This is a genomic window from Photobacterium sanctipauli (genome assembly GCF_003026495.1).
Classification (GTDB): domain Bacteria; phylum Pseudomonadota; class Gammaproteobacteria; order Enterobacterales; family Vibrionaceae; genus Photobacterium; species Photobacterium sanctipauli.
Genome location: NZ_PYMA01000014.1, coordinates 1 through 18,066 on the forward strand (window position 1 = coordinate 1; position 18,066 = coordinate 18,066).

The window sequence follows — 18,066 nt, forward strand, 5'->3', positions numbered from 1 at the left end:
CCAGTTTAAGGGCTTCTGCTTTAAATTCAGGAGAATGGATAATACGTTTCTTCTTGTTTGTCATGATTCACCTCGTTAGTGATTGTACTCACTTAACTCGGTGTCCAAAACTGCTGGTGCGGATCATTGATATGAATGGCATTAAGGAAGATATTATTTATTCATGTCACGACCCCAAATTATGTAGTGATTGCAGTGAACGGTTAGTACAAGGTACTGTCTCAATTGATGCGATCAACCAGACAAAAAAAGAGCTTAAGAAAATAAGAAAAACTCAGTTTTATATTATTGCTGACTGGGTCAAAGTTAATCCGAAACTATCGATAGTAATATCTTCAATATGGGCCATTTCACTTGGTGTCATAGGTTCACTAATTGCAACCGCATTATCTAGCAGTGCATAACAAAAGACTATGGCGCCAATAGTTATCTTTTTGCGATGTTATCGTTCCTAAGAGTTACCATCCTAAACACCGAATTTAGGAGCACAACCATCTTGTGAACACAGGAAATGATAGCGACTTTTTTGGGTTTGCCAGCCTTAACTTGCTTCGTATAAGCCGATTTAAATACTGGTTTAAGCATTGTCGCTCGTTAGCAAGGCATTAACTAGCAGGAGAAATATGGAAGTTTCATTAGTTAAAATTGAGCCGCATCTACGAAGCGTGCTCGAAAATTTATTTCAATATTACGTGTACGATATGTCTGAGTTCATGGAGTTTACCCTAAACGACGAAGGACAATATGCATTTGATTCATCCCAGTTTGATGTGTATTGGGAAAGGGATGATCACTTTCCGTATTTGATCATTGTTGGTTCAGAACTTGCTGGTTTTGCTCTTGTTCGAAGATACCCCTCGAATACTTCTATCTATGATATTGAACAGTTCTTTGTGTTACGGAAATTTAAAGGCAAGGGTGTTGGCAAGAAAGCCCTTGAGCTTGTTCTCAAGTCATACCCCGGGAAATGGCAAATTCGAGTCTTAATTGAAAATATGTTTGCGCTAAACTTTTGGAAATCGGCGGTATCCAATGTTGTTGGTTGCGAATACAGCCTTTCTGAAGATATTGATGTTGATCTTAAGATGAATTTCTTCCGATTTAAGGTATAGCCCATAAACCACACCAACTCCAGATGAAATCCCGCTTTGATAAGTGTACACTTATCAAAGTTACTTATGATCTGGACTTCCCTTGAAAGATAAAACTCACCAACACCCATGTGGCAGCAGAGGCGGCTTTAGGGCTGGCTGTGGTCGCAAGCCGGGTGTGAAAACCCGCCCAGTGCGTTTGCCGGAATGGCTGCTGGATGCGCTAGAAGAAATTGATGACCCTCGCCACTGTATTGTGAAAGCTTGTATTAAGCAGTACGGCATTGAACCACCCCGACAGAAAGCTTCACATGACTAAAAAACAACTTATCGCGCACTTTTTGCGTTTGAACCGAACGTCGTACTTGCTAGCGATCGTGTTCATCTTCCTTGTTAACTGGCTTCAGGTAGAAATTCCCCGTTATATCCAATTGGCAATCGATTTGATTGACGATGCGTCTACGTCGGGCCACGAGCAGCTGAAAACCTATGTGGGGATAGTGGTGATCATGGCGGTGTCGATGATCATCGTCCGTATATTGTCGCGAATTTATGCGCTCAACCCTGGGCGTATCACAGAAGCGGCGCTGAAAAACATGCTGCTTAAAAAGCTAAACCGCTTGCCGAACAGTTTTCATGACAAGTTTGCCTCGGGCAAGCTGATCTCAATTGTCAATAATGACCTCAGTGGCGTTAGGCTATTGTTTGGTGTTGGCTTCCTGCAGTTCTTCAATGCCTTGCTGGCGTTGTCGTTAACACCGCTGTGGATGTGGCGCATTTCGCCAGAGCTGACGATGTATTCGGTTGTGCCTATTGCCGTGGCGTTTGTGATCTTTCGCATCGGCTTCAAGCGCATGAAGGCACTGCATATGGAGCACATGCGCCGGCTGCAAAACTTATCTGCCCAGTTGATGAGCTACTTGTCTGGGATTGATTTGATCAAAAGCCAGCAGATGTCACCTTGGGTGAAGGCGGAAATCGAAACGCTGAACCAGCAGCTCTTGCGCTGCCGCATGCAAATCACCCGTATTCAGGTCTACTTTATGCCTATCTTGGATTACGCCAATGACCTGATGAAAGTCCTTATTTTGGGCCTGGGTGGCTACATGCTGATGCAGCAGCAACTGACGCTGGGTGAAATTACCGCATTCTTGACCTACTCGGTGTTGCTGGCAATGCCGCTGATGCAGCTAGGCCGTATCGCGACTATCTATCAGCGTGGCATGGTGGGGATCACCAGTGTGCAGACGATTTTGAATGCGGATATCCCTGAGCAGGATGTGACTCCTTTGCCGCAATTGGAGGTAGACAGCCTCAAGGGCCAAACTTTCTCGGTGCGAAACCTTAGCTTCAGTTATCCGGGCGAAGAGCGCTTAATTTTAGATAACATCAGCTTCGATATCCCGCCGGGCAAAAAAGTCGGTGTGTTGGGCAGTATCGGCGCAGGTAAAACGACGTTGGTAAATTGTCTTAATCATCATCTTGATGTGCCAGCAAGTACTGTGTTTCTGGGTGACAAAGACGTCACAACCATAGCCCGTAGTGATTTGCGCCGCTTTGTTAAAACCATCACCCAAGACCCTTATTTATTCTCGGCCACGGTTGAAGAGAATATTCGCTTTGGCAGCCGCGATGCTGATATTGCAAGCGCACAGGTTGATGAAGTGCTTGAGCTGAGCCAGCTGGCTGGGGATGTGTCGCGGTTTGAAGAGGGTGATCAAACCGTCGTCGGTGAGAAAGGCATCATGCTATCTGGTGGCCAGAAGCAGCGTTTGAGTATTGCCCGTGCGCTGCTTCAGCCGAGTGATTTGATCATCATGGATAACGTGTTGTCGGCCGTTGATTACGAAACCGAGCGGAAGATCCTTGAAGGGCTGTTTAGCCAACTGACAACCCAATCAGTGCTGGTGGTATCACACCGTGTGAATGCGCTTGAGTATATGGATGAAATTATTGTGCTCCATGAAGGCAAGGTGATTGCCAAAGGTAGCCATGCCACGCTACTGAAAACTTGTCCTTACTATTACGACACTTGGCAGTTACAGCAAAATGAAGCGGAGACCGAAGCATGTTAAAAGGTGTTGATGTTAAATACCTAAAGCACTTTTTTAAGTTTGCTAAGAAGTACAAGTGCTCTGCGTTGCTAGGCATTGCGATGTTGCCGCTAACAGTGATCACCAGCCTGCTGTTTCCTTGGTTGATCATCAAGGTGATTGATACTCACCTCACCCAGGGCAATATGGACGGCTTGCTGCTGCATATTTTCTATCTGTTGATGGTGCTTATCGCCAGCTATGTGGTGGATACCACCTATTCGTACCAACTACGGAAAACCGGCCAGCACACCATTACGGATATGCGAACGGTGTTGTTTGACCGGGTATTGAAATTGCCGCGTGGTTACTTTGATAATACGCCGACGGGGGTAACACTTTCGCGTTTAACCAGTGATTTAGAAACCATTGGTGAGTCGTTTGTGCAGTCGATTGTTGGCTTGGTGAAAGACTCAATCAATACCATTGCGCTGTTGATCATGATGTTCTTTATCGATTGGGAACTGACGTTGATTGTATTGGTGATCATGCCGCCGGTTATTTACCTTACCCGGTATGTTCGAAACCGTCTGCGTGCTACGTATTTGGTTACCCGTTCGGCACTGGCGCGTGGTATCGGCTTTTTGCAGGAAGTGCTGATTGGCGTTAAAACGGTGCAGTTCTATCGCGCCGAAGAGGAAGTGGAAGCCAAATACCAAGGTTACACCGACGAGTTTTTGAAAGCGCAAATGAAGGCCAACAAATACGATGCTATCTTATTTGCCTTTATCTCCGGCATTACCTCAATCACCATCGCCTTGATGATTTGGTATGGCTCCGGGCAGGTGCTCGACAATACATTAACCTTGGGTGTGTTGATTGCATTCATTAACACGTTGGAAAAAGTGTTTGTGCCTATTCGCGACTTTACTTCCCAGATCGCCTCTATTCAAAGCTCGTTTGCGGCTTTTGACCACATAGAAGAGCTATTTGTAGAGCCGATGCAAGAAGAAGGGCGCCAATTGCTCCCTAGTCACAAGGTAAAATCGCAGCTCAATGAGTTTGTTAGCCTTGAGTTCAAGAACGTTAGCTTCCGCTATAAAGATGATTCGCCATATGTACTGAAAAATGTGTCGTTCATTCTGGAAAAAGGCCATCAAATCGCTCTGGTGGGTTCAACGGGGTCCGGTAAGTCGACCATTCTTCGCCTGATCTCTAAAACTTATCAGGATTACGAAGGCAGCATCTTGCTCAACGGCGTTGAGTTGTCTGAGATCTCGATGGAAGACACCGCTCACCTGTTTTCGATGATGATGCAAGATGTCCACCTGTTCGAGGAAAGTGTCGAGTTCAATATTGCCCTGGGTAAGGATACCATCACTCGTGAGCAGGTTGAGCAAGCATCACGCTATGTCTTTGCCGATAAGTTCATCGAGCAATTGCCTGGGGGTTATGACTTCCGTTTGGATAACAACGGCTCAAACCTGTCGGCAGGCCAGACCCAGCTTGTCTCGTTCGCCCGTGCAGTGGTGCAGGGTGGACAGGTTATGATGTTGGATGAGGCAACCAGCTCGGTGGACTCCATTACCGAAGATTTGATCCAAAAAGCAATGCAGCGACTGTTCGAAGAGAAAACGGTAATCGCGATTGCCCACCGCCTAAGTACGATACGCCATTCGGATATGATCTTGGTGCTGGAAAAAGGTGAAATCGTGGAGCGGGGTAACCACCAGACGTTGCTCGCCCATGATGGTATCTACGCTGGCCTGCTCAATGAGTCTATCTCAACCACTGAGCAAGACAGTGATGCGGCTTGAGTGAATGTTGAAAAAGCGTTGATCTAGCTTAGCGACAAATGCCACCAGACATAGCCTGTACACGCTGTTCTGGTGGCAATACTACAACTGCTTACTTCCCAGCCTCTGCGGCAAGTTGCTTGGAACGCCTTGCTTTGGCTTGAAGCAGGCGGGCGGCACTTTTGTCGGGCTTGATGAGGATGCTTTTGGCCGTCATCTTCTTGTTATTGTCGCCATCGCTGGTTTTGGCCTTTTTCGATTTAGGCAAAATTTGGTTGAGGACGATAGTGGCTAACGTACCTGTGGTGATCCCCGAGTGGAAAACCATCTTCAAGCTATCAGGAAAGTGCTGAAGTAGGTTTGGCTCAAGGGTAACAGCCATACCCGAGGCGAGGCCAACACACACAACCAGTGCATTACGCCGAGAATCTGCTGCGTTAAGTAGCATTCGGATACCCGCATAGGCAATCATGCCGAACATCACAAAGCCGACACCGCCTAGCACCGGTTTAGGTACCGTGACCGCAAGTGCTGCCAGTTTCGGGAACAGGCCGCCCAGTACCAGCAATACCCCAGTGACCCCCACGACAAATCGGCTGGCGACACCGCTGATCCCGACGATACCTACATTTTGGCTAAAGCTAGCGACAGGCATGGCAGAGAGCATGGCGCCAAAGGTGCTGCCTAGTCCGTCACACAAAAGCCCGCGCTTGAGATCTTTACCGGTGACTTCGGTATGGCAGTTGTTTCCCAACGCCATGAAATCCCCCGTGGCTTCTGCGACGATAACCAAATAGACCAGCGTCATACTGATAACCGCAGGCAGCGAGAACTCCATGCCGTACTTAAAGGGTTCAGGTCCCGCAAACCATTCGGCTTCGTACAGTTGGGTTAGATCGACCATGCCTAGCGGGATCGCCATGATATAGCCAGCCGCTAGGCCGATAACGATGGCTGATGCGGCAATCGCACCTTTGCAGAAAACCGAAACGCCAATGACCACAGCCAATGATGACGCAGCGAGGAAGATTTTGGGCAAAGAGGCAAAGCTTGGATCACCCGCCGGGGCATCACCGATCCAGTTCATGGCAACAGGTAAAATGGTAAGACCTATCAGGGTAACCACGACACCACTGACTAGGTTGGGGAACAGTTTGCGGATCTGCTCCATGTAGAAGCTGGCAATGATGACGATAAAGGAGCCGACAAACGCTGCGCCTAAAATCTCAGCCATGCCAGCCGATTGGCCGATGGCAATCAAGGTGCCGAGAAAGGCAAAGCTTGCCCCCATCACCACAGGCAGGCGGATCCCGACAGGGCCGATACCGATACATTGCACGATGGTGGCGACACCAGAAACAAACAGCGAGGCACTGATCAGGGTGACAATTTCACCTTCGGGCAGGCCGATGGCGCCACCGACGATGAGCGGGACCGCGACGATACCGCCTATCGAGGCCAACATGTGTTGAAGAGCGAGAAAGAAGGTCACCCCATAGGGGGGCTTTTCATTGAGCTGGTAGAGTAACTGCATTATTCATTCCTTACGCACGAGACGTGAATAATTCGCGAGAAAATTCCCCCTGCTGGGCAGGGGGAGAGACATCATCTAATTAGGGCGATGGCTGGTTGATGTGGTTAATCACACTGGTGATGGCATTGAGAATGGGTTGATAGCCAGTACAGCGGCATAAATTACCTTCAAGGCAATCCATGATGGTGTCTTGATCGGGCTTTGGGTGCTTCTTCAGCAATGCCCATGTGCTCATCAATACACCCGGCGTACAAAACCCGCATTGTACCCCACCAAGCTCGATAAAGGCTTGTTGGAGTTGTTGGGCTAGCGGGTCTTGCTTCAACCCTTCAATAGTGATGACTTCGCTGCCGTGGCACTGGGCGGCCAGTACCATGCACGAGCACACGGTATCGCCATCCATCACAACGGTGCAGGCACCACATTCACCCACGGCACACCCTTCTTTGGTACCAGTGAGACCCAGCTCGTTCCGCAGCAGATCCAACAGTCGGGTGTTGGCAGTTACTGCTAGTTGGTATTCACGCTGGTTGACCGATATCGACAGCGGGATCTGGTTTTCAGCAGGTAAACTCATCGGGTGCCTCCTTGCTTGTTGGCAATATCAATCATCAGGTCGTGGAACATATTGAGGTAGACGGGCTGCTTGTAGGCTGCAGACCAGCGTCCGCCAATGGCTTCCTCAATCATGGCCGCCAATGTCTCGCTAGCAGTGCTGATGGTCACCAAGGTCAGCGCTTGTCCCACCATGGCTTTCTCTACCTGGTAGAGCCGCTGGGGCTTGCTAAACAGCGCCCCGTCAACCAACTTGCAATTGGCGATGGTGCCATCTGGGGCAAAGTCCATCAGGCAACTGATGCTAAGGCGGGTAATGTTGAGGGCATTACGCCGGCCTAGCTGGCGGTACTCTTCCACTTGAGCTGCCTTGGCAGGGATTGGCAAGATAACCTTGGTGAGCAACTCGCCCGCTTGTAGCTCGGTACGGTAGCCCCCGGTGATGAAGGATGACAAATCAAGGCTGCGTGTGGTGTTAGCCGATTGAAGCTCAACCTTGGCCCCATAGATCACAAGTGGCGGCACCGAGTCGGCACATGGCGCGGCATTGACGATGTTACCGCCAATGGTGGCTCGGTTGCGGATCTGATGCGAGCCAATGGTATGGCAGGCCTGGGCCAGCAGCGGGAAGTGGGCCTTGATTAGCGGGTGTTCGGTAAGCTTGTTGAAATGAACCCCACCACCAATGACTACCTCATTGCCTTGTTGCTCGATGAAACAGAGCTCTTGCAAGCGGGCGATATTGACCAAGGCTTTTGCGCTGTTCTGCAATCTGCCTTGAACCAGTACATCGGTGCCGCCAGCCAATGGCGATGCTGTTCCGTCTTCCAACATGGTTAATGCTTCAGTGAGGGTTTTCGGTGTCTGCAAACTGAAACCGTTGATGCGGTGGGTTTGCTTTTTCTCTTCCGAAGCATGCATTAACTCACTTTGGCGAGCGGGCTTTTTGAGGTTATAGCCAAGGAAAACCTGCTCAAGGGTGAGTGGCAACTGGCGATGACGGGTATTGGTCGCAAAGGCCACCGCATTGGCAATCGCTGCCGCGGCCAACTCCGCTGCTGGCTCACCGATGCTCTTGGCACCGAAAGGCCCACCGGGATCGCTGTTCTCAACCGCATGGATAGAGAGGTTAGGAATATCTTTGATGGTCGGTAGGAGGTAGCTGTCGAAGTTTTCCGATTTCACCTGACCATGCTCGATATTGTAATCCTCTAGCATGCCATGGCCGACACTTTGGGCGATACCGCCGGCGACTTGCCCTTCATAGCCGATCCGGTTGATCACCTGACCAACGTCGTGAACGGCGGTGATATCGAGCAAATCGATTTTACCGGTGCTGGTATCGACCTTGAGGTCGACAATCTGGCACCCGTATACCCAAGTAAAATAGGGCGAGCCGGTGCCTTTTTCTTCATCCCAATGAATAGCCGGCTGATCAAACCAGCCATAGGCGGCGAGGTTAACCCCGGCCCATTTCGTGGCATTGGCGGCATCGGCGAAGCTGATGGACTTATCGGGCGAGTGGCGGTTAGAGATAGTGCCATCTTGCCACAGGGTATCTTCGATTGCGGTTGCGCATAGACTGTCTTTGATGACCTCGAATATACGCTGCTTGATTTGCTCGGCACCGTTTTTCACCGCGTTACCACCCGTGACCGTGGCTCGGGAGGCAACCGTCGGGCCGCCATCGGCAATCAAGGATGTCGGTGGTTCAACAAAGGTAATTTTCTCGATGGGCAACCCCAACACTTCGGCAGTGATGGCCGACATCGTGGTTTGCAAGCCTTGGCCATTTTCGCAAACCCCGGTTGAGATGTTCACGCTACCATCGGCATTAACGGTAACCAGAGCGCTGGAGGTATCAACCCCTTCGGCACCCATGGAGCAGCCCCGGTAGCTCAAGGCAAGGCCGATACCGTATTTGATTGGGTTATCACCTTGGTTGATTTCGGCGTAGTAATCGCGCTTGGCTTGGAATTCGCAGCTTTGGGCGGCTTTATCCATTACTTCAATCGCCGAGACGGTATGGTTATCGAAGCTTTGGTTGGTAATACTGCGGCTACCTTGGCGCAGGGCATTGATTTCACGCACCTGAACCGGGTAGAGCCCACAGGCATCGGCAATTTCATCCATCAAGGATTCATTGGCAAAGATGATCTGCGGCGAGCCGAATCCGCGCATTGCGCCTGACATGCTGTTGTTGGTGTATACGCCTTTAATGTCGACCCGGACATGGTCGATGTCATAAGGGCCTGCCGCTTGTACTACCGAACGCCAAGTGACAAACGGCGTGCAGGCTGCGTAGGCGCCAGCATCGGCAATGATGTCAATTTTGATGCCCTGGATCTTACCTGCGTTGTTTACCCCTACCTTGTAATGCATATGGTAAGGGTGGCGCTTGGTACTTTCGATAATGGATTGCTCACGGGTGTAGCTGATTTTCACCGGACGCCCAGTCAGCGTGGTCAGCAGTGCGGTTCGGCAGGCGAGATGGTCAATACCATCATCCTTGCCCCCGAACGAACCGCCCATTACGGCACGGCGGATGTTGACCTTGGCTTGGTCGATGCCCATAAAGCTGGCAACGAAGCCGCGTACTCGGTGGGGGTTTTGAATTGAGCCGGTTACTACCAGTTCTTTGCTGGTAGGGTCAACAAAGGCAGTAATTGACTCCGGCTCAATGTATCCGTGTTCTTGGAAGCCAACTTGGTAGGTTTGGTCGATAACAATATCGGCTTCGGCAATGGCTTTGTCTGCATTGCCTTTTACGGTGTGGTGCTTATTCACGATATTCGAGCCAGAGGCTGGATGGATAAGCCTAGCATTGTCGGCCAGTGCTTCTTCAACCGTTGCTATCGGGGCGTAAGGCTCATAGTCGACTTTGATTTTGTCGGCGGCCAAGCAGGCGGCTTCATAGCTTTCGGCGGCTACGATGGCGACAACATCGCCGCTGTACCTTACCAAATCGCTACAAATAGGCTGGTAGTCTCGAATAATCACCCCTGCTTTAGGGTCGCCAGGGATGTCTTTGAATGTGGCAATCCGTACTACGCCTTCAATGGCGTCAGCTTCAGATGTGTCAATGCCTAAAATTTTACCCGCTGGGATATCGGTATAGCGACACACACCATACAACATTCCGGGTATTGAAATATCATCTCCATATATTGCCTCGCCAGTGACTTTGGCTTGGCCGTCTACACGGGGCAGTTGGCTGCCGACGTGATTAAAACGCGTCATAAAATACTCCCTCTTACATTGGCTTGACGAAGAGCCAATGACAAACAATGTGCGATAAAAATTGCTGCATCGAGGATGTCAGGCAAAAAATACGATCTGGTCGTATTTACGTGTTGCGAGGTGTAACCAGCATTTATCAGACCATAATTAGGTTAGGGGGAAGGCAGAGAGAGATAGAAAAGTAAAAATGTGACCCTAACGCCAGAATATTGTTCAATAAATGCGCACATTTAGCAGGTTGTTATATGGCCACTAATCAAGATCACAGTTTATTTTGTTGATAAATAAGAACTATTTTCATTTGCAGGGGTGGCATATCAATATGATAGTGATAGTTTCAAGATGATATTCATGCGATAGATAACACGCGATAGACAGAAAATAAAAAGGCTGAGTACATGGGCTCAGCCTTCTTTTCTGCACAGCCCGCTTACACACTCGGTGCGACAGGTTGATGGGGGGCTGTATTGTTGTAGTAATAAAGTGCCGCCGACACCATTAGGATGAGCGACTTAATGAGAAACTGTGGTTCAAGCGTGCTGTAAACATCAGACTGGATCGAGCCGGGCATATAGCAGCCGCAATCAAAATGCAGTCCTTGGTAGAGAGCAAGCCCCGATAAGGCGATGTATAAGCCGAAGCTCACTACGACGGGAAGTAAAGTAGTAATGCCAAAGAAGGCGAGTAATGCACTGACACCCAACGCCAGGGGGAGGGCAAAGGCCATGGGCTCGACGTACATAGCAGGGATAATGCCGGTATCTGTTAAGAGTAGCCCGGTATGCTCCGGCAAGATAAAACCTTTGGCTGCCACGGCGGTCGCGCACATGAGTACAAAGGCGGTGATAAAGTGGTGGATATATCCTTTTGTCTTCATCATTGTTCTCTTCCTGTCGTGTGGCCCAGCGGCAAGGTGCCGCTGGGCAAAAATCTAGCTCATCCGGTTCTGCTCCAGGTGCATCATGGCTTCGAGTACGCTGCCACCAATAGCACGGGCTTTGTCTGATACCGTGGTGAAGTCGGCTTCAATGCCTCTTGGATCGATGTCACCGATCTTGAAGCCCTCGGTGACGCTTAACCCTTCATTCAGTAGCCCTCGAACCATACCGCCTAAAGGTGCTACAACAGGGGTATCCCCGACATGGGCAACCACGTCACCTTCTTCGACAATATCGCCAAGCTTAACGTGGTTGTGCATTACGCCTTTGCATGGGGCGCGCAGTACACGCTGGTGGGTATAACCGCCGATATTGCCCGGGATACCCGTGTTGGCTTGAGTAACACCGCTGTAGATGATGCGGCCCAGATAGTGGCCCCGATTGGTTTCAATCACGGCATCGCAATCAACCCCTGCGGTGAAGCCCGGTCCGAGGGCGATGGTGATCGGCGCCATGTCTTTGGTGGTGCCGAGGTTGCGCTTGGCCAAGATGGCGTCCACCACGAAGGTCGGTTTGAGGTTGGATAGGCTGCAGCAAGTTTCATCGACCATGACAGGCACTTGGCCATCGTCTATCGCCTTGAATACATCATCGCAACTGGTGGCCTTGCGAGCGGTTATCCCCTCAACTTCGCAGGGCTCCCCGTACAGGCATTGGCCGAAAGAGACTGAGCAGCGGATCATAGTCGGCTGGGCAATATCACTCATCACCACTTTGAATCCGCTGTTAAACAGCCGGATGGCTACGCCTGTCGCAATATCGCCAGCACCACGGATCAAAACCAACTTATTTTGGTTGAGGCGGGTGTCGTCTTTCATTTGCCCGCCAGATGATTGGTGTTTCACCTTGAGGATTTCAGCCATGATGCTAATGGCAATTTCCTCTGGTGTTTCTGCCCCGATGTTGAAGCCGATAGGGGAATGGATGGCCTGAATGTGCGCTTCGCTAACGTTGCACTGGCGCAAATGGTTGAAGAGGGTTTGTACCTTACGGCGGCTTGCCATCAAGCCGGTGTATTGGGTATCGCAATCGACCACTTTGGTGATGGCTTCTTGATCTTGGTGGTTGGTGGCGATGACAACAAAGCTGTCTTTGGTGATCTCCAACTGGTCGATAGCATCTGCCATGGTCGAGCCTTGAATGAGTTTGGCCCCGGCTGGGAAGTACTCGGCATTGAGGCTTTCGGCGTAGGCATCTGCAACGGTGATATCGAACCCAAGCACGTGGGCGGCTTGAGCAACGGCGCGGTTGACGTGGCCAGCGCCGATAAGGAGCAGGCTAGGGCGCAAGCCGTAGACATCAATAAATACACTCATGGCACCGCCGCAGTCCATGCCCATGGCATCAATACCGGTGCGGGTCATGCGCCCTTTTACCACCCTGGGTTTTCTTTCTGTTAACGCTTCTAGTGCTTGCTCAATGACATAGCGTTCTATCATGCCGCCCCCGACGGTGCCGATGATGCTCCCATCTGCCTTGATGATCATCTGGCCTGAGTGGCGGGGTGCCGAGCCTCGGGTTTCTATAATATTGGCGAGGGCAAAAGGCGTATTTTGTTCTTCGAGTTGGGCTGCCTTGGCAAAAATGTTCATGTAATAACCTCAAAGTCGCGTGATCAGGTTGCAACGGCAAACTGCTCTTTCGCTAAAATTTTCTTTATCGGTGAGGCAGACGTCATTACAGCCAGCCAAATGGCATCAAGGTGGTGGTTTTGCTCGATGACTGACTCAGCCGTTGCGTTAAGCAGCTGGGTGTCATGGTGCAAGTCCAATTTGTTGATCAGCCAAATTTTGATGGCATGCGCAGGCGCGTTTTTAAACATTCCACTCGGGTGGGAGATGAGCTTATTCAATACACGATGATTAATTACATCGCCTTGTTGGCATTGGGTAATCGCGGAAAATGCCGACCAGCGGTGAACCGAATTCGGTGTCGCTGGGGTATTTATCGCTTCTGCGCCTGTCACACCGATAACCATATCCGAGTCATTAGGAATGCAAGGCTCATGCCTGAGAGGGGCTTTTATTGGCATGGCGCGAGCGCCATCTGATTCAATAATCAATACTGTGAAGTTTCCTTCATTTTTAAGGATTGATAGCTCGTTAAATGTTAATCCTGAGACTTTTATCTTGTTTTGGCTTTCTTTACTTTTTATTACGCCACGGTGACAAAAAGTGATACTTGGATCAGAAAAAATAAAACTGTCCTGTGCTAAAGATGAAGTGGTTTTCTCATTTTCTGAGTGAGAGTCATTAATTGAATTAACGGATGCTAAGTAATCGAAATGAATAATGTAGTCTGATTGGTGCAGTTCGGGTAAATACATTTTAGTTGTCGTGGTCACACAAACCCGGTGCCCCCAATTTTTAAAAAAATGCGCAAGCCAAAAAGCCGTGGTTGTTTTACCTCCACCACCGACTAGGGATATAACCAATGGTGATGACTGTAAAGCGAGTAGACGGCTAATATCCAGCATCGGAAATAGTGATAATAATTGCGGCTTGGAACTGTAGTTATTATTCATACTCACCACTTACAATACGTTATGGCTAAAAATAAAGGTAACTTATGAAAATCTTGACTCGCCCTGATCGATTGGATTGCGTAATGCCTGCAGCGGGTTTATCAACCAGAATGGGACGTTGGAAGTTGATGCTACCTTACCAACAAAAGACAATCCTTGATGCAAGTATCGAAAATGCACTTTCATTTTGTAGCCGGGTGATATTAGTTGCCGGACATCGTGCTGATGAACTAATCAATAAATATCAATCATATAAAGGGGTCAAGGTGGTCGTTAACCCGCATTTTGAGTCAGGGATGTTTAGTTCCATACAACAAGGCGTTAGTTGGTTGGAAACCAGCCACTTCTTTATTGCCCATGCCGATATGCCCTGTGTCTCCCCCCATGTTTACTACCAGAGTTGGTTAAATCGCGGAGACTATACCGTGTTCCCTGGCACCATTGCGCGCTCAGGCCACCCGGTATTACTGCCAGAGTCCTTGAAGCAACCTATTGCCGAGGCGAGTATTAATGACTCGATGAAAGCCATTATATTCCGACGATCAGTTAAGTACCTTAACTTGAATAGTGAGGCTATATACTTCGATGTTGATACGCCGGAAGCCTATTCGCAACTCTGCGAGCAGGAGTAAAAACAAATAGTTTTCTTTATATATAAGGAATAAAGAAATACAAAAGCTGGCTATCAAAATGAGATGATAGGGCTCTGTCACTCTCATTTTGATATTAACAAAGCGCTAAAATACTTAATTAAATGGTTTGTTTCTATTTTGTTTTTAATTGTTACTTTAAGTTAACATTCTCGGTTTTATGATTGAATTTTATAATAACTATTATTGAATTAGAAAATATCAATTAGATTCCTATCAAACTGATAATTTCATATTAATTTGATAGGCGGTATTTGTTAATTAATAATCATACTCATTCCCCAATATTTTTGCCGTTGATTTCGTGTTGTTATTAGGTTGAGCAGCGTCACAATCTAATAGCGAATTAAGATGCTGGTCACGAAATTAATTCCAAAACTCCCCTCCTTAACCAAGTTTGGCGCACTAGTTGCTCTTATAAACGCAAGTTACTTGGATATACATCGAGCAATGTCTGAATAGTCCAAGCCTTTTACTGAACCTACGCATTGCACTGAGAAATGTGCTGGCTGTGACAACAAACCCGCTTAAGGGTAACTAGAAAAATACAGCATCAAGGAGATCTATCATGGGAGATATCATGCGCCCCGTTCCGTTCGGCGAATTGCTGAATCGCGTTTTTAGCGAATACAAGCAAAAGCAGTCGATTTTTGAAATTCCATCAAAGCAGTTCTACCGCAAAGAAAGTCAAAAAGACTTATCGGTATGGGGAGAGGCTTGTGAAACTCCAGTCGGGCCAGCTGCGGGGCCACACACCCAGTTAGCGCAGAACATCATTGCCTCTTGGCTTGCTGGTGGTCGCTTCATGGAGCTGAAAACAGTCCAGAAGCTGGATCAGCTAGAGATTGCCAAGCCGTGTATTGATGCCGAAGATGAGTGTTTCAATACCGAATGGTCTACCGAATTTACCCTGTTGAAAGCCTATGATGAGTACCTAAAGGCTTGGATTGGTTTGCACCTGCTTGAAGCGGTTTTTGCCCCTCGCAGCTCATCTGGTACTCACGGCGAGCCTAAATCGTTTATCTTCAACATGAGTGTTGGATACGACCTATCGGGCATCAAGACGGCACCAATGCAGAAGTTTATCGACGATATGCTTGATTCCAGCCAGCACCCTGATTTCCACAGTTACATCACCGAGCTGAAAGCGTTCATCCAAACGCCTGAGTTTATTGAGCAGTTCGATTTAGCGGATCGAGTTGATGAGCTATTGGCGATGGCCGATGCGATCCCTGCCCAGCTGACTCAGGGTGTGACACTGTCTACCATGCACGGTTGTCCTCCGCATGAAATCGAAGCGATCTGTCAGTACATGATAGAAGAGAAGGGAATCAATACCTTCGTGAAACTGAATCCAACCCTGTTGGGCTTCGAGCGTGTTCGCAGCATACTCGACAATGCTGGGTTCGACTACATTGCCTTGAGCGAAGAGTCGTTTAGCCACGATCTGCAAATCAACGATGCCAAAGCCATGCTGCACCGCTTGGTCGACTTGGGTAAAGCCAAAGGCATCGGCTTTGGGGTCAAGCTAACCAATACCTTGGGTACCCTCAACAAGAAAGGTCGCTTACCTGATAAAGAAATGTACATGTCGGGCCGTGCCTTATTCCCGCTATCGATAAACGTCGCGTTGGAATTGTCCCGTGAGTTCAATGGTACATTGCCGATTTCATACTCGGGCGGTGCCAGCAAGTTTAATATCCGCGAGATCTTCGAAACCGGTATTCGCCCAATTACCATGGCGACCGATTTGCTTAAGCCTGGTGGCTACCTACGGTTGGCCGATTGTGCCAAAGAGTTGGAAGCGAGCGATGAATGGGGCATGCAGCAGGTTGATGTGGCGAAGCTAGAAGCCTTGGCTGAAAAGTCACTGATCGCCGAGTACACCCAAAAAGAATGGCGTGGGCCTGAGGAAATCAGCGTCAATAAAGCGGTGCCATTGACTGACTGTTACGTTGCACCGTGTGTGACCGCTTGTCCTATTAGCCAAGATATCCCTGAATACCTACGTTTGATGGGTGAGCATAAATATACCCAAGCTTTGGAAGTGATTTATGCCCGTAACGCATTGCCTTCTATCACCGGCCACATCTGTGATCACCAATGCCAGTACAACTGTACCCGTCGTGATTACGAAGGGGCATTGAACATCCGTGAAATGAAGAAAATTGCCCTTGCTAAGGGGTGGGATGGCTACAAGGCGAAATGGCATGAGCCGGATCTAGATAGAGCCAAGCACCCAATTGCCGTTATCGGTGCAGGTCCCGCTGGTCTATCCGCTGCATACTTTATGGCACGTGCTGGCCATCCGGTAACGGTGTTTGAGAAAGAGCACAATGCGGGTGGTGTGGTGAAGAACATTATTCCTCAGTTCCGTATCCCGGCTGAAGCCATTGAGCATGATATCCAGTTTGTTCGCGACCACGGCGTGCAGATTGAGTATGGCTGTAATCCGAACATCACTGTCGATACCCTCAAATCTAGCGGCTACAAGTATGTCTGCTTGGGCATTGGCGCTGATAAGGGCAACCCGATGTCGTTGGCGGGTGAGAATACCCAGGTTTACAAGTCATTGGAGTTCCTAAGAAGCTTCAACGACGGAGAGAAGCTGGAACTTGGTCAGCATGTTGCCGTGGTTGGTGCGGGTAATACCGCGATGGACAGTGCTCGCGCTGCACTGAAAGTAGACGGTGTTGAGAAAGTGACCATTCTATACCGCCGTACAATTGCAGAAATGCCTGCCTATAAGGAAGAGTACGAAGAAGCCGTGGAAGATGGCGTGCAGTTCATGTTCTTGACCAATCCTGAGCAGTTTGATGCCGATGGTGTGCTTGTTGCCCGCGTCATGGAACTGGGTGAACCCGATGAGCAAGGCCGCCGCCGTCCGGTTGCCACTGACAAGACTATCGAGCTGCAGGTTGATTCGTTGATCACAGCTGTGGGTGAGCAAACAAACCGTGATGTGCTTACCCGCATGGGCATCCCAATGGGTAGCGATGGCTGGCCTGAAGTGAACGAGAAAACCGGAGAAACCGCGGTTGAAAATGTGTTCTTGATGGGTGATGCCCAAACCGGGCCGTCATCGATCGTTTCGGCTATTTCCGGAGGCCGTAAAGCCGCGACAACCATTCTTGAGCGTGAAGCCAAGTTGGATGAGGTACTTGAAGCAGAATCTCAGGTAACAGCTGAATCTGTCTATGCCCGTAAAGGGGATATCCAAGTTAAGTTGATTGAAGCCAACAAGTTGGAAGAAGCGGATCGCGATAGCTTTATCGAGCAAGAATCTAGCCGCTGCCTAGAGTGTTCATACATCTGTAGCAAGTGTGTCGATGTCTGTCCGAACCGCGCCAATATATCGCTGGCAATACCGGGCTTTAAAGATCAGTTCCAGACCATCCACCTTGATGCCTACTGTAACGAGTGTGGCAACTGTGGCCAGTTCTGCCCATGGGATAGCAAGCCATACAAAGACAAGTTCACCCTGTTCAACTTGCGTGAGGACTTTAGCCATAGCACCAATGTTGGTTTCTTCGTTGAAGGCGACGAGGTCTTGGTCAGGGCGCAAGGGGATATCCATGCCTTCAAGTTAAACACGCAAGGGCAGGTTGATATGCCTGAGTCGCTGGCAGACGAGGCCACCATCATCAACTACATCTTGGCGAGCCATACTTATCTGCTTGGCGCAGTTGAAGTCTAGGGAAGGAG

13 protein-coding genes and 1 pseudogene are annotated in these 18,066 nt (G+C 49.2%); 7 read left to right on the plus strand and 7 right to left on the minus strand.

The annotated features are described in order from the left end of the window. On the plus strand, positions 1-404 hold a 404-nt coding region (locus C9I98_RS18700), incomplete at its 5' end, for a hypothetical protein (RefSeq protein ID WP_211318336.1). A gap of 22 nt (positions 405-426) precedes the next feature. Here the strand turns inward: C9I98_RS18700 and C9I98_RS18705 are convergent. Further along, positions 427-591: pseudogene (locus tag C9I98_RS18705) on the minus strand (IS110 family transposase); the annotation flags it as partial. 32 nt (positions 592-623) lie between these two features. Between C9I98_RS18705 and C9I98_RS18710 the strand changes: the two are divergent. From C9I98_RS18710 to C9I98_RS18725, 4 genes are all read left to right on the plus strand, one after another. After that, the gene (locus C9I98_RS18710) at positions 624-1,112 is read left to right on the plus strand and encodes a GNAT family N-acetyltransferase (RefSeq protein ID WP_036828307.1); all 489 of its coding nucleotides are present in this window, start codon (positions 624-626) and stop codon (positions 1,110-1,112) included. 82 nt (positions 1,113-1,194) lie between these two features. Beyond that, a complete protein-coding gene (locus C9I98_RS18715) occupies positions 1,195-1,410 on the plus strand; it encodes a hypothetical protein (RefSeq protein ID WP_036830096.1) in 216 nt (71 codons plus the stop codon). Continuing rightward, positions 1,403-3,166, plus strand: a complete 1,764-nt coding sequence (locus C9I98_RS18720; protein ID WP_107272335.1) for an ABC transporter ATP-binding protein — start codon at positions 1,403-1,405, stop codon at positions 3,164-3,166. Before C9I98_RS18715 ends, C9I98_RS18720 begins: the two co-directional genes overlap by 8 nt. Beyond that, the gene (locus C9I98_RS18725; RefSeq protein WP_036819715.1) at positions 3,160-4,941 is read left to right on the plus strand and encodes an ABC transporter ATP-binding protein; all 1,782 of its coding nucleotides are present in this window, start codon (positions 3,160-3,162) and stop codon (positions 4,939-4,941) included. The genes C9I98_RS18720 and C9I98_RS18725 overlap by 7 nt, the downstream gene beginning before the upstream one ends. A 91-nt stretch (positions 4,942-5,032) precedes the next feature. On the opposite strand, the gene C9I98_RS18730 is transcribed toward C9I98_RS18725, so the two are convergent. From C9I98_RS18730 to yqeC, 6 genes are all read right to left on the minus strand, one after another. Further along, positions 5,033-6,454, minus strand: a complete 1,422-nt coding sequence (locus C9I98_RS18730; RefSeq protein WP_036819717.1) for a nucleobase:cation symporter-2 family protein — start codon at positions 6,452-6,454, stop codon at positions 5,033-5,035. Between the two features lie 79 nt (positions 6,455-6,533). Next, a complete protein-coding gene (locus C9I98_RS18735) occupies positions 6,534-7,031 on the minus strand; it encodes a (2Fe-2S)-binding protein (RefSeq protein WP_036819720.1) in 498 nt (165 codons plus the stop codon). After that, positions 7,028-10,249, minus strand: a complete 3,222-nt coding sequence (locus C9I98_RS18740) for a molybdopterin cofactor-binding domain-containing protein (RefSeq protein ID WP_107272336.1) — start codon at positions 10,247-10,249, stop codon at positions 7,028-7,030. The genes C9I98_RS18735 and C9I98_RS18740 overlap by 4 nt, the downstream gene beginning before the upstream one ends. A gap of 430 nt (positions 10,250-10,679) precedes the next feature. After that, complete coding sequence (locus C9I98_RS18745) at positions 10,680-11,126, minus strand: MauE/DoxX family redox-associated membrane protein (RefSeq protein WP_036822126.1); 447 nt, start codon at positions 11,124-11,126, stop codon at positions 10,680-10,682. 54 nt (positions 11,127-11,180) lie between these two features. Next, positions 11,181-12,779, minus strand: a complete 1,599-nt coding sequence (gene yqeB / locus C9I98_RS18750; protein WP_107272337.1) for a selenium-dependent molybdenum cofactor biosynthesis protein YqeB — start codon at positions 12,777-12,779, stop codon at positions 11,181-11,183. A gap of 23 nt (positions 12,780-12,802) precedes the next feature. After that, positions 12,803-13,711 carry a selenium cofactor biosynthesis protein YqeC gene (gene yqeC / locus C9I98_RS18755; protein WP_245907188.1) on the minus strand — a complete coding sequence of 303 codons (909 nt, stop codon included), beginning with the start codon at positions 13,709-13,711 and terminating at the stop codon, positions 12,803-12,805. A 44-nt stretch (positions 13,712-13,755) separates the two neighbouring features. Between yqeC and mocA the strand changes: the two genes are divergently transcribed. Together mocA and ygfK are read left to right on the plus strand one after the other, a co-directional pair. After that, complete coding sequence (gene mocA / locus C9I98_RS18760; protein ID WP_107272338.1) at positions 13,756-14,343, plus strand: molybdenum cofactor cytidylyltransferase; 588 nt, start codon at positions 13,756-13,758, stop codon at positions 14,341-14,343. 586 nt (positions 14,344-14,929) lie between these two features. After that, positions 14,930-18,058: a putative selenate reductase subunit YgfK gene (gene ygfK / locus C9I98_RS18765; protein ID WP_036815893.1), complete on the plus strand. Its 3,129-nt coding sequence runs from the start codon at positions 14,930-14,932 to the stop codon at positions 18,056-18,058. Positions 18,059-18,066: the final 8 nt, after the last annotated feature.